This is a genomic window from Collinsella intestinalis, from assembly GCF_902364775.2.
Classification (GTDB): domain Bacteria; phylum Actinomycetota; class Coriobacteriia; order Coriobacteriales; family Coriobacteriaceae; genus Collinsella.
In genome coordinates this window covers 1,303,566-1,316,588 of sequence record NZ_CABJEU020000001.1, presented here as the reverse complement: position 1 = coordinate 1,316,588, position 13,023 = coordinate 1,303,566, and the positions used below count along the sequence as shown (strand labels likewise).

10 protein-coding genes are annotated in these 13,023 nt (G+C 62.4%); 7 read left to right on the top strand and 3 right to left on the bottom strand.

The features are described 5' to 3' along the window. Nucleotides 1-65 precede the first annotated feature (65 nt). The 4 genes from coaE to FY258_RS05740 all read left to right on the top strand — a co-directional run bounded on the left by coaE (nucleotide 66) and on the right by FY258_RS05740 (nucleotide 4,260). On the top strand, nucleotides 66-695 hold the full coding sequence (coaE, locus tag FY258_RS05755; protein WP_118103889.1) for a dephospho-CoA kinase: 630 nt from the start codon (nucleotides 66-68) through the stop codon (nucleotides 693-695). Then, a complete protein-coding gene (locus FY258_RS05750; RefSeq protein WP_259324460.1) occupies nucleotides 685-1,284 on the top strand; it encodes a lytic transglycosylase domain-containing protein in 600 nt (199 codons plus the stop codon). Before coaE ends, FY258_RS05750 begins: the two co-directional genes overlap by 11 nt. Before the next feature lie 17 nt (nucleotides 1,285-1,301). Further along, on the top strand, nucleotides 1,302-3,539 hold the full coding sequence (gene uvrB / locus FY258_RS05745) for an excinuclease ABC subunit UvrB (RefSeq protein ID WP_118103885.1): 2,238 nt from the start codon (nucleotides 1,302-1,304) through the stop codon (nucleotides 3,537-3,539). Between the two features lie 145 nt (nucleotides 3,540-3,684). Further along, entirely contained in the window at nucleotides 3,685-4,260 is a 576-nt protein-coding gene (locus FY258_RS05740) for a hypothetical protein (protein WP_118103883.1), read from the top strand. A 172-nt stretch (nucleotides 4,261-4,432) separates the two neighbouring features. On the opposite strand, the gene FY258_RS05735 is transcribed toward FY258_RS05740, so the two are convergent. From FY258_RS05735 to FY258_RS05725, 3 genes are read right to left on the bottom strand one after another with little or no spacing between them, the layout of a single operon-like run. Then, a complete protein-coding gene (locus tag FY258_RS05735; RefSeq protein ID WP_118103881.1) occupies nucleotides 4,433-6,091 on the bottom strand; it encodes an NAD(P)/FAD-dependent oxidoreductase in 1,659 nt (552 codons plus the stop codon). Continuing rightward, nucleotides 6,084-7,508, bottom strand: coding sequence for an FAD-dependent oxidoreductase (locus FY258_RS05730; protein WP_259324459.1), 1,425 nt, complete (start codon nucleotides 7,506-7,508; stop codon nucleotides 6,084-6,086). The genes FY258_RS05735 and FY258_RS05730 overlap by 8 nt, the downstream gene beginning before the upstream one ends. Further along, nucleotides 7,495-8,337: an Mrp/NBP35 family ATP-binding protein gene (locus tag FY258_RS05725; protein WP_118103877.1), complete on the bottom strand. Its 843-nt coding sequence runs from the start codon at nucleotides 8,335-8,337 to the stop codon at nucleotides 7,495-7,497. The genes FY258_RS05730 and FY258_RS05725 overlap by 14 nt, the downstream gene beginning before the upstream one ends. A 247-nt stretch (nucleotides 8,338-8,584) precedes the next feature. Here FY258_RS05725 and FY258_RS05720 point away from each other — a divergent pair, with 247 nt between their 5' ends. From FY258_RS05720 to ybaK, 3 genes are all read left to right on the top strand, one after another. Continuing rightward, on the top strand, nucleotides 8,585-9,334 hold the full coding sequence (locus FY258_RS05720) for an SDR family NAD(P)-dependent oxidoreductase (protein ID WP_182279434.1): 750 nt from the start codon (nucleotides 8,585-8,587) through the stop codon (nucleotides 9,332-9,334). Between the two features lie 260 nt (nucleotides 9,335-9,594). Continuing rightward, a complete protein-coding gene (uvrA, locus tag FY258_RS05715; RefSeq protein ID WP_118103875.1) occupies nucleotides 9,595-12,471 on the top strand; it encodes an excinuclease ABC subunit UvrA in 2,877 nt (958 codons plus the stop codon). Continuing rightward, on the top strand, nucleotides 12,464-12,961 hold the full coding sequence (ybaK, locus tag FY258_RS05710) for a Cys-tRNA(Pro) deacylase (protein WP_006723619.1): 498 nt from the start codon (nucleotides 12,464-12,466) through the stop codon (nucleotides 12,959-12,961). Before uvrA ends, ybaK begins: the two co-directional genes overlap by 8 nt. Nucleotides 12,962-13,023: the final 62 nt, after the last annotated feature.

Genomic DNA, 13,023 nt, shown 5'->3' with positions numbered 1-13,023 from the left:
CGAGGCGCAAGGGGGTCCCCTCGGGGGCCCTCTTTTGCTATAGGTAGCTAATTATGGAGGCGCGTATGCCCTTCACCTTGTTTGTCATCGGTAATATCGCATCTGGTAAATCTACTGCCTGCTCCTACCTCGCTCGTTCTGGCGCACGCCATCTCGATCTTGACGTCATCGCAAAAAGTCTTTATGTCCCCGGGTCTGCGATTGTTGATTCCATTGCGGAGGCTTTTGGATGGGATGTCCTCGATGAATCGGGTGAAGTGCGTTCATCTGTTCTCGCCCAGCGGGCGTTTGTCGATGAGGACTCTGTTCACCAGCTCAATGAAATTGTCCATCCCTTCCTGCTGGATTATCTTTCTAATATTCTTTTGCCGGTCCCTTGTTGCTCTCTCGTCGTGCCTACGCCCGAGCTCACCGTCGTTGAAATTTCCGCTCCCGCGTCGTTTACCGATGCATTCGGCTTGGCTGATGAGGTAATTGCTATTACCGCGCCGCTTGAGACTCGTCGTGCACGTGCCATTGAGCGCGGCATGAGTGGCTCTGATTTCGATGCGCGTTCGGACCTCCAGCCGTCTGAAGATGAGTTGATAATGATGGCCGATACCGTTATCGATAATTCAGTTGCAGATGATACGCTTTTCCGATCGCTCGACCTTTGGCTTGAGGACAGGGGCATTCGACTGACTGATGGGAAGTAAACTGATGAACAGACGCGGCTCTTTTCTTCGATGGTATCGAGCGGTACCTCTTACCGTCGTACTCATTTTCGGGCTTGTCTCGTTTGCCTTTACTTTCGCCCCTTCGTTGCTTTTTAAGTCGATGTATCCCTTGCGTTACGAGGACGAGATCACTGCTTCAGCGTCCGCTCATGGCGTAGATCCGTATTTGGTTGCTGCCGTCATCCGTTCGGAGTCCAGCTGGGATCCTGAGGCCTCTTCCCACCAGGGCGCTCGCGGCCTTATGCAGTTGATGCCTGAAACCGCTCAAGACATGGTGTCTAAAGGTCTCGTCGATGGCAAACGCTATTCTTACGAGAATCTTGAGGACCCAGCCATCAATATAGAATATGGCTGTGCTTACTTGTCGTATCTTTTGACGTACTTCAACGGGGCGACTGATCGTGCTATCGCCGCGTACAACGCCGGTATGGGCAATGTCGATGGATGGGCAAAGCAGGACAAGCTGCTTCATAATGCCATTACATTCCCTGAGACACAGGCATATCTTGTTCGCGTCAATATGGCCAAAGCCCGGTATCAAGAGCTGTATCCGCAAGCGTTTCGCTAGGAAGGGTGGCGATTTGCGTGGCTGAGTTCGAAGTTGAGCGCGTCGGCGGCGAATTGAGGCGTTTCGGCGTGTCTGGAAGTCCTGCACCTTTTGAGGTCGTTTCTCCGTTCGAGCCTTCGGGCGATCAGCCCCAGGCAATCGCATCCTTGGTGCAGGGCGTGCGCGATGGGGATCGCTATCAGGTGCTCTTGGGCGTCACCGGGTCCGGCAAAACCTTCACGATGGCGAAGACCATCGAGGCTTTGGGCAAGCCGACGCTTGTCATGGCACCGAACAAGACGCTTGCCGCTCAGCTCGCAAGTGAACTCAAAGAGTTCTTCCCGAACAACGCGGTTGTGTACTTCGTCTCATACTACGATTACTATCAGCCCGAGGCGTATGTCCCTTCGAGTGATACGTATATCGAGAAGGACTCCTCCATCAACGAAGAAGTCGAGATGCTTCGGCATCAGGCGACGGCATCCCTGCTCTCGCGTCGCGATGTGATTGTAGTGGCGTCGGTCTCGTGCATATATGGCATAGGATCTCCCGAAGACTATGCGGGGCTGGCTCCAAACGTGGATAAAAAGGTCCCACTTGAGCGCGATGAATTCATTCATTCGCTTATCGACATTCAGTACGATCGCAACGATTATGACCTTGCACGCGGTACGTTTCGCGTGAGAGGTGATGTGGTGGATGTTTACCCGCCCTATTCCGAGCATCCGTTGAGGTTCGAGTTCTTCGGTGACGAGGTTGAGCTCATCGCCGAGATCGATGAGGTCACCGGTGAGATCATGCGCGAATTCGACGCTATCCCGGTTTGGCCCGCCTCGCATTACGTGACGGAGAAGCCCAAGGTAACCGCAGCCTTAAAATCCATTGAGGAAGAGCTTGAGGTACGAGTCGCGGAGCTTAAGGCGAACGACAAGTTGCTCGAAGCGCAGCGCTTGGAGCAGCGCACTAGCTATGATCTCGAGATGCTCGAAACCATGGGATTCACGACCGGCATCGAGAACTATTCACGACATCTGGATGGTCGCAAACCGGGCGAGCCCCCATTCACGCTCATAGATTATTTCCCTAAGGACATGTTGTGCATCATCGACGAGAGTCATGTCACGGTGCCGCAGATACGCGGCATGCACGAGGGAGACCGCTCTCGTAAGGTGACGCTTGTCGAGCACGGGTTCCGCCTGCCCTCGGCGCTCGACAATCGCCCCCTGCGCTATGACGAATTCGAGGCACGCATTCCGCAGTTCATCTATGTGAGCGCCACGCCGGGCGACTATGAACTGCGAGTGAGCCAGAACAACGTGGAGCAGATCATTCGCCCGACGGGCCTACTCGACCCCAAGATCGACGTGCGTCCGGTGCGTGGGCAGATCGATGACCTGATCGATGAGATTCGTGAACGAGTGGCACGTCATGAGCGCGTGCTGGTCACTACGTTGACAAAGCGTATGGCGGAGGATCTGACCGACCACCTCCTTGATGCCGGTATTCGCGTTAATTACATGCACTCGGATACGGCGACCATGGATCGAGTCGAGATTTTGCGCAGTCTTCGCCAGGGAAAGATTGACGTGCTGGTGGGCATCAACTTGTTGCGCGAGGGCCTCGACCTTCCCGAGGTGTCGCTCGTGGCGATACTCGATGCCGATAAAGAGGGCTTTCTGCGCAATCGACGCTCGCTCATCCAGACGATCGGCCGAGCGGCGAGAAATGCCGAGGGCGAGGTCGTTATGTACGCCGATTCGATTACCGATTCGATGCGTGAGGCTATCGACGAAACGAATCGCCGGCGCGCGATTCAGATGGCGTACAACGAGGAACACGGTATCAAGCCCCAGACGGTTCGCCGATCCATCAACGACATCTCGAGCTTCATTGCCGAGGCCGAGGAGAATGTGGGGAAGAAGGATCGGAGCCGAGGCGACACGCTGGGGCATGGAGCGTTCTTCAGCCCCGCCGGCGCGGAGGGGGAGGACGATACGGGCGAGGGCGTCGCTGAGCGGCTTGCGCGCGATTTCGCCGATCTGCCCGCCGAGGAGCTCGCTCGCGTGATTGAGACCATGGAAGACGACATGAGGGCGGCCTCGGAGGCCATGGACTTTGAGGAGGCCGCTCGCCTGCGCGATATCGTCGTTCAGCTCAAGGCGATGTCGGAGGGGACGAGCGAGGACGAGGTGATTGAGGCGCTGCGTAAGTCGGCGCGCAAGGGATCCGTTTTCGCACCGGGCCGCAAGCGTACGGGCGCGCGGTTCAAGAGGTGAGTTTGAGACGGGCTGACCGATGCCTGCCTTTGACTTCGGCCGTCTCGACAGGGGGTGAACAGGCCGTTCGTTGAGTGCGGATGGTATACTTACGCTCGTGAATTTATATGCGGGGCGCAGGTCTCGCAAGGGGAGGGAAACCAACATGACCGATTTCGACCTGCTGTTCAGCCGCTTGCGCGGTCTCGCGTGGAGCCATGTGGCCATGGCGGGCGCGTGCTTTGTCTTCGCCACGGCGCTGTTCGTCTCTCCTGCGTGGGGCTATGCGGATTTCGCTCGTCTGCAGCAGCTTCTTTCCTGGTTCGGCATCGTCGCCGGTTCCCTGTCGCTGGTCGCCGCCTTCGCCATGCGCGCAGGATGGACGCTGCGCGGTGTCGAGCCCGCGGTGGGTCTCGTTCTTTTGCTGGGTGGCCTGTGGACGCTGAACTTCCCGTTCTCCGTCGACACGTTCGTTCCGGTCGTTTCGTTCCTGGGCATGTTCCTGGCATTTTATCTGCTTGCCACGGCTTTCGAGATGTATCGTCGCTCGGCTGGCCGTCCGGGCATGCAGGTCGCCGTCGCCGCTGGTGCGATTCTCGTCTCGTTTGCGAATCTGTTCGGCCTGATGGGCGTTTCTGGCATGTTGGCGCTTTCCGCCCTCGAGCTGTACCTCGCCGGCTGGGGCTTCGTGTATGCGTGCATCTCGCTCTCGGTGGATGCGCCCCGTGCAGAGCTCGCCTAGGGGGTTAGAGTTCTCCCGCAGGGTGTTCCCGGATTGTCGGGGAATTTGAGCTCGTGGGGAGTCCGCTGAATACGTGAGTGTAATATGGCCCGCTTCTCCATCGTGAGAAGCGGGCCATATTCGTTTGGGGCGAGCCGTTAATTTGGCGGTGATATTTCACGTTGAGAGCGGGTTATCGGATATGGGCGTCCCCGGTTGAGGTGACGAGGGATTGGGCGCAGCGGATGCCGTCCGTGGCAGCGCTCATGATGCCACCGGCGTAGCCAGCGCCTTCGCCACAGGGATAGAGGCCGGGCGTACTCACCGAGATGCAGGTCTGACGGTCACGCAGGATGGTGATCGGCGAGCTGGAGCGGGATTCGATGGCGGTGAGAACGGCTTCGGGGTCGTTGTAGCCGCGGATCTTTCGACCGAGTAGCGGAATGCCCTCGCGCAGGGCATCGACGACGTGGGACGGCAGGACATCGTCGATGGTGCCCCAGGTGACCCCTCGAGGATAGGTGGGTTCGATGCGGCCGGGGCCCGTACTGGGGCGTTGGGCGAGGAAATCGCCCACGAGCTGGGCCGGCGCACGGTATTCGCCGCCGCCGGCACGGAAAGCGGCCTGCTCGCAGGCGCGCTGCAGGCGGACGCCCTCGAGGGGGTCGTTTCCCGGGAGGTCTTCGGGCGTGATGTTGACGAGCAACGCGGCGTTCGCGTTGCGGCCGTCGCGGGCGTGCATGCTGGCGCCGTTGGTGACGACCCCGCCTTGTTCGCTTGCAGCTGCAACGACCTCTCCGCCCGGGCACATGCAGAAGGAGAATACGCTGCGACCGTTCGGAAGGTGGGCGACGAGGCTGTACGGGGCGGCGCCGAGCGCAGGGTGGCCCGCCGCGGAGCCATAGAGGGTACGGTCTATATCAGCTTGCAGGTGCTCGATACGCACGCCCATGGCGAAGGTCTTGCGCTGGAGTGTGATGCCGAGATCGGCGAGCATCTCGAATACATCGCGAGCGGAATGACCGCAAGCGAGGACGACGTGCGTTGCAGCAATGGTTTCCCGCCCATCGGGCCCGTCGAGGATGAGCCCTGAGACGACCCCCTCGTCATCGAGGAGAAGATCGCTCACATGGGTGCGGAAGCGGACGGTGCCGCCGAGGCGCTCGATGCGCGCGATCAGGTTCGTGACGACGTCGGGCAGGATGTCCGACCCAATATGGGGCTTGGCGTCCCAAAGGATGTCGCGCGGGGCACCGGCTTCGACGAGCGTCTTGAGGACCAGTCGATGCAAGGGGTTTTTCGTCCCGGTATTGAGCTTGCCGTCGGAGAAGGTGCCGGCACCGCCGAGGCCGAATTGAATGTTGCTTTCGGTGTCGAGCGCTCCGGTGGCGTTGAAGTGCCCGACTGCCTCGGTGCGTCGCGTGGCGTCATCCCCGCGTTCGAGCAAGATGGGACGAAGGCCCGCCTCGGCAAGCGTGAGCGCGGCGAAAAGGCCCGCGCACCCCGCTCCGACGACGACAGGGCGGTGCTCGAGCATGCCGTCCTGCACGGGAGCGGGGAAGGAGGGGTCGTCCGCATCGACCGCGCGCACACGCTTGCGATCGCGATCGGAGAGGCGCGAGAGCAGATCGGCCTCATCGACTTCGGATGCCAAGTGCACGAGGGCGCTCAGTGTGAAATGGACGTTCGACTTCTTGCGGGCGTCGATGGATTTGCGCCTCAGTTCGACGCGTTCGATATCTGCACGGCGGCAGCGGAGGATACCGAGCGCCTCACGGGTGCATACCTCGATGCACGAGCGCTCATCCCCGCCATCGGCTAGGCGGCAGGAAATCTGGGAAATCTCAAGCATGGGGCTCCTCGGAAGGGTCGGATGTGCCGTGGCGATGGGCGGCGGCAGCGGCGGCGCCCGCGCGAACGCCCGTGAGCCAGGCCCAAGCAAGGTTGTAGCCGCCGCAATCGGCGTCCATGTCTATGGCTTCGCCGCATGCGTAGATGGGTGCTTGCGGTGCGTTCTCGTCCGCGTTGATCGGACACACGGCGAGCGTGTCGAGTTCCATGGCCGACAGGGGGATGCCGCCGCGTCGCACCTGGGCTTGCGCGTGCTCGGTGGTGCCTGTCACGCGCAAGGGGATGCGGTGCAGCATCGATGCCGCTCGGTTCAGCGGGCGCTCGGTACCGGCCACGGCGTCGCAGACGAGTGCCGCGAGAGGACGAGCCAGGAGGCCGTCGAACCATCGGGGGCTGCCGTCGAAGGTGCCGATTGTCTCCGCGCGGCGTGCGAGGAGACAGGCGAGGCCTTGTTCGTTCATCTCGGGGAAGAGGTCAAGTTCGACCTGGTCGCCCGTCTCGATGCGTCGCGAGAGGTTGAACGCGGCGATGCCGGAGATGCCATAGGGGCGGAAGAGGACCTCGCCCTGTTCGAATGCCACGGCGGCCCCGTCGCGCATCAGGGTGAGCATGCAGTCGACTCGCAGGCCGTCGAGACCTTGGAGAAGGTTGCGCCCGCCGGTCTCATCGCCGCCGGATGGGGACAAAGTGCAGGCGATGGGGCACAGGACGGGGGCTTCGGCGACATGGGGCAGGTTAAGGACTTCGCACGAAGCCCCAGAGGTTCCCCCGCATGCGAGGACGACGGCCCGAGCGAGCACCTTGTGATCGAGGCGGTCGGCTGTTGCGAGCGCCTTGCGCGCGTTGCGGATGCGGGCCTTATCGTCGCGGCCGGGCTTATGGGAGAGGGGGAGGCGCGCTTGGTCGACCGTGAACTCGTGGAGGCCGATTGGGTCAATAGCGTGCCGTTTCGGTTCAGCGCACACCATGACGGTGATGCCCTCGCGTCGACAGGTGTTGAGGAGCGCGTCGCGTACCGAATCTGCGCGGCGGCTCATGGGGTACAGGCGCCCCTCACCCTCCTCTGCGGTCGCGATGCCCGTGCTTTCGAGGAATGCGGCGACATCTCGCTCCGGGGTGGTGCCGAAGATTTCGCGCACGGCGTCGGGATGGCGGTATCGGCGTGCGTCGAGACGGCTGTTCGAGACATTGCAGCGCCCGTTACCGGTCGCGAGGATGGAGAGGCCCGTCTCGACGTCGCGCTCCAGGATGCACGTGCGCGCCCCGGCGCGCGCCGCGGTGATGGCGGCGGCAAGTCCGCTCGCACCGCCGCCGATGACGAGGACGTCGTAGATGGGCGCGCCGCCCTCCGCGGGGGAGAGCGGCGCGTCGCAGAATGTGGATATGGTGGCGGGGCGGCCCATGTTAGGCGCCTGCATCGGGTTCGGGGGCCTCGTGCTCGGGGAGCGCCTCGACGCTGGCGAGGGCCTCGGGCAGCAGGCCGCCGGGCAGTTCGGCCTCGATGGCGCCGTCGTCGCAGGCGGCGGCGAGCTCGGGCTTGATGGGCATGCGGCCGAGGATCGGCAGGTTGTACTGCTCGGCAACGGCGTCGAGCTTGCTGGGGCCGAAGATCTCGATCTTCTTGCCGCAATCGGGGCACTCGACATATGCCATGTTCTCGACGATGCCGAGGACGGGGATGTTCATCTTCTCGGCCATGTTCACGGCCTTGGCGACGATCATGGAAACGAGGTCCTGCGGGCTCGTCACGATGACGATGCCATCGACGGGCAGCGACTGGAAGACGGTGAGGGCGACGTCGGCGGTGCCGGGAGGCATGTCGACGAGCAGGTAGTCGAGCGGACCCCAGGAGGTCTCGCTCCAGAACTGGCGGATTGCGCCGGCGATGACGGGGCCGCGCCACAGGACGGGATCGGTCTCATTCTTGAGCAGCAGGTTGCTCGACATGACCTTGACGCCGTGGTCGGAGATCTCGGGCAGCAACAGGTTGCCAAGGCCCATGGCGTGGCGGCCGCTCATGCCGAACATCTTGGGGATCGACGGGCCGGTGATGTCGGCGTCGAGAATGCCGACTTTGTGGCCGGCGCGCGCCAATTCGACGGCGAGGGTGCCGGTGACGAGGGACTTGCCCACGCCGCCCTTGCCGGACAGCACGGCGACGACGCGCTTGACCTCGGACAGATTGTTTTCTTCAAATTCCTGCGGGGCGGTCTGGCCGCCCGCCGCGGTTGCATGCTCGCAGCTCATGGGTGCTTCCTTTCCTTCAGGTGGAACCTTTCCATTGTACCCTCGCCGAGCGGCTTGAACGGGGTCGGTCGAGGCACCTCACGACCTGTGGCGCGTATGCGGCTCCGACCTTATCGGCCTGGCGCCCGTCTGCCGAATCACGTCGGCCCATAGGGCGAATAACCGTTTTATCTTTGGGGGAGAATGGCTACGGTTGAAAAGATGGGCGCGAAAGAACGTGCGCGCCCCACGTCCGAAAGGAATGCTCATGTTGCTCGAAGGCAAGAAAGCAATCATCACCGGCGGCACTCGCGGTATCGGCTACGCCATCGCCGCTCGCTTTATCGAGGAAGGCGCGGTTGTGACCGTGTTCGGTTCCCGCCAGGAGACCGCCGACAAGGCTGTCGAGCAGCTGCTCGCCACCTATCCTGAGGCCAAGGTTTGGGGCCGCACCTGCGATCTGACCGACCTCGACGCCGTTACCGAGGCCTTCCGTGCCGCCGCCGAGGACATGGGCGGCGTCGATACCATCGTCAACAACGCCGGCATCTCTCAGTCCACTCCGCTGCTCGACTACACGGCCGATGATTGGAAGAAGATCATGGACCTCAACGTCACCGCGGTCTTCAACGGTTGTCGTGCGGGCGCGCAGCTCATGATCGAGGCCGGTCACGGCGGCACCATCACTACCACCAGCTCCATGGTTTCCAAGTACGGTCAGCCCTCCGGGTGCGGTTACCCGACCTCCAAGTACGCCGTCAACGGCCTGACCCAGAGCCTCTCCCGCGAGCTCGCGCCCAAGGGCATCCGCGTCAACGCCGTTGCCCCCGGCATCACCAAGACGGACATGGTCGCCGCCCTGCCCGAGAAGATGATCCAGCCCCTGATCGCCACCATCCCGCTGGGCCGCATCGGCGAGCCCGAGGACGTCGCCAACGCCTTCGTCTACCTGGCGAGCGAGATGAGCTCCTACGTCACCGGCGCGGTCATCCCCGTCGACGGCGCCGCCCGCAGCTAAGCGCTTCCGGCAACATAGTTCGCCTCGCATGGGCGTCTCGGCTTCTTGCCGGGGCGCCCCTTCTCTTTGCGGGATACGCGGCCCCTTTTCAGCTGCGTGCCGCCCGGTCGGGGTATATTTCCGCAGGGTGTTTTTGTGGAGCGAAGCGGAACCACGTCCGAAGGGATTATGCCCCGACCTGGCGTTGGCGCTACACTAAGGGGTTAGATACGAATGTGTCCATGAGTCATATCCGATTCCACTTCAGATAAGGACCGTCCATGTCTGATTCCTCCATCGTCATCAAGGGCGCCCGCGAGCACAACCTGCAGGACATCGACGTCGAGATTCCTCGCGACCAACTCGTCGTCATCACCGGTCTGTCCGGTTCGGGTAAATCGAGCCTGGCCTTCGACACCATCTACGCCGAGGGCCAGCGCCGCTATGTCGAGAGCCTCTCGAGCTACGCCCGTCAGTTCCTCGGTCAGATGGACAAACCCGACCTCGACTCGATCGACGGCCTGTCCCCAGCGGTCTCCATCGATCAGAAGACCACATCCAAGAACCCGCGCTCCACGGTCGGCACTGTCACCGAGATCTACGATTACCTGCGCCTGCTCTACGCGCGCATCGGCGTGCCCCATTGCCCGGAGTGCGGCCGTGAGATCGAGCGCCAGACGACCGACCAGGTTGCCGACAAGATTCTCGCCGCCGGTCAGGGTCGTCGAGCCTTCGTGCTCGCGCCGGTGGTGCAGGGTCGCAAGGGCGAGTTCGTCAAGCTGCTCGAAGACCTGCGGGCCGAGGGTTTCTCACGCGTGCGCATCGACGGCGAGGTCCGCAGCCTGGACGAGACCATCGAGCTTGATAAGAAGTTCAAACACACCATCGAGGTCGTGGTCGACCGTATCGTGATTCGCGAGACGAGCCTCGGCCGTATCGCCGAGGCCGTCGAGCAGGCAACCAAGCTCGCTCATGGCAATGTGAGCGTATATCTGCTGTCCGATCGCGATGCGCCCGAGGACGCCGAGGGCGACCTGCTCGCATATTCCCTCGCGCTCGCCTGCCCCGAGCACGGTCACTCTATCGATGACCTGCAGCCGCGCGACTTCTCCTTCAACGCGCCCTACGGTGCCTGCCCGGAGTGCGACGGCCTGGGCTTCAGGAAGGTCGTGGATGCCGAGGCCCTTATCGAGGATCCGAACCTTTCTATCGAGGAGGGCGTGTTCGGCGGTTTCTTCGGCAAGTCAAACTACTACCCGCAGATCTTCCGCGCCCTGTGTATCCATCTCAAAGTCGATCCGACCACGCCGTGGAAGGATCTGCCTGCTCGCGTGCGAAAAATCTTCCTCGACGGCTTGGGCGACAAGAAGATGCGCGTCGATTACAAGACGCAGGACGGCCGGGACACGCATTGGTTCACCAAGTATGCCGGCGTGCGCAATATCCTGTACGAGCGCTATGTCGAGACGACCAACGAGAACACCAAGGCAAAGCTTGAGCGTTATATCCGCGAGGAGCCCTGCTCGACGTGTCACGGCGCCCGCCTGCGCCCCGAGATGCTCGCCGTCACGGTTGGCGGTAAGTCCATTTACGAGGTCTGCTGCATGAGTTGCCGTGAGTCCCTCGCGTTCTTCGACGCCCTCGAGCTCACCGAGCGCGAGGCCTTTATCGGCCACGCCATCGTCAAGGAGATCGGCGAGCGCTTGCGCTTCCTGGTCGATGTCGGCCTGGACTATCTGACGCTCGACCGCGCCTCCGCGACGCTTTCCGGCGGTGAGGCCCAGCGCATCCGCTTGGCCACCCAGATCGGCGCGGGCCTCATGGGCGTGCTCTACATTCTGGATGAGCCCTCCATCGGCCTGCATCAGCGCGACAACGAGCGGCTCATCGCCACGCTCGAGCGCTTGCGCGATTTGGGCAACACCGTGATCGTGGTCGAGCATGACGAGGACACCATCCGCGCGGCCGATTACGTGGTCGACATGGGTCCCGGTGCCGGCGAGCACGGGGGCAAGGTCGTGTGCACCGGGACGGCTGAGCAGCTCATGGCGTGCCCTGACTCGCTCACGGGCGCCTATCTCTCCGGCCGCCGCATGGTGCGCCTGCCCGAGGAGCGCCGCACTCCCGGTCGTGGGGCCCTCAAGATCACAGGCGCCAAGGCAAACAACTTGCATAACGTCACGGCTGAGATTGAGTTCGGCACCCTCACGGTGGTGACGGGCGTTTCGGGCTCGGGTAAGAGCTCTCTGGTGACCGACACCATCGCGCCCGCGCTCACCAATGCCGTGCACAATTCGACCCGCGTCGTGGGACCCTACAAGACGATCGAGGGCATCGATCAGATCGACAAGGTCATCGATATCGACCAGAGCCCGATCGGCCGCACCCCGCGTTCCAATCCGGCGACTTACATCGGCCTGTGGGACGATCTGCGTGCGTTGTTCGCGAGCGTGCCCGAGTCCAAGGCGCGCGGCTACTCGCCGGGTCGCTTCTCCTTCAACGTTCCTGGCGGCCGCTGCGAGGCCTGCAAGGGCGACGGCCAGATCAAGATCGAGATGCACTTCCTGCCCGACATCTACGTGCCGTGCGAGGTGTGCGGCGGCAAGCGCTACAACCGCGAGACGCTCGAGGTACGCTATCGCAACAAGACCATCGCCGATGTGCTCGACATGTCCGTGACCGAAGCGCTCGCGTTCTTTGGCAACATCCCGCAGATCAAGCGCAAGTTGCAGACCCTCTACGACGTGGGACTGGGCTACGTGCGCCTCGGGCAGCCGGCGACGACGCTGTCCGGCGGCGAGGCCCAGCGCGTGAAGCTCGCCAAGGAGCTGCACCGTAAGCAGACGGGCAAGACGTTCTACATCCTGGACGAGCCCACTACGGGCCTGCACTTCGAGGACGTGCGCCAGCTCGTCGATGTGTTGCAGCGCTTGGTGGACGCGGGCAACACCGTGCTCGTCATCGAGCACAACCTCGATGTGATCAAGGTGGCCGACCGCATCATCGATCTCGGTCCCGAGGGCGGTGACGGCGGCGGGCGCATCGTGGTATCTGGTACGCCCGAGAAGGTTGCTGCGTGCAAGAAGAGCTATACCGGCAAGTTCCTGGCGCCTCTGCTTGAACGTGACCGAGCGCGGATGGCCGAGATCGATGGCTAAGGCGCCCAAGGTTCAAAAGACGAACGCAATGCGTGAGTTGGAGCGCGAGGGCGTGCCGTATATCCTGCACACGTACGAGGACGACGGCGAGGAGGCCCGCGGCCTGGGTGAGTCTATCGCCGCGCAGCTGGGAGAGGATCCCGGACAGGGATTCAAGACGCTCGTGACGGTGGCGCCCTCGGGCAACCATGTGGTGTGCTGCGTCCCAGTTGCCGAGGAGCTCGACTTCAAGGCCGCTGCGAAGGTGGCGGGGGAGAAGTCGCTCGAGATGCTGCCCACCAAACAACTGACGGCGGTGACCGGGTATGTGCGAGGCGGCTGCTCGCCCATTGGACTGAAACGGCCGTTCCCGGTGATCTTCGATGAGACATGTTGGTTGTATGATGCGGTCTACATTTCCGGGGGACGTCGCGGTATTCAGCTCGAAGTGCCGGTTGAACCGCTGTTGACCTGCCTGAACGCCCTTACAGCGGACATCTGTCGAAGGTAGCGGAAAATCGGGTGGAATATGGGGCGCTTTCGTGCCGCGCCGCTATGTCGCAAACATGAGAC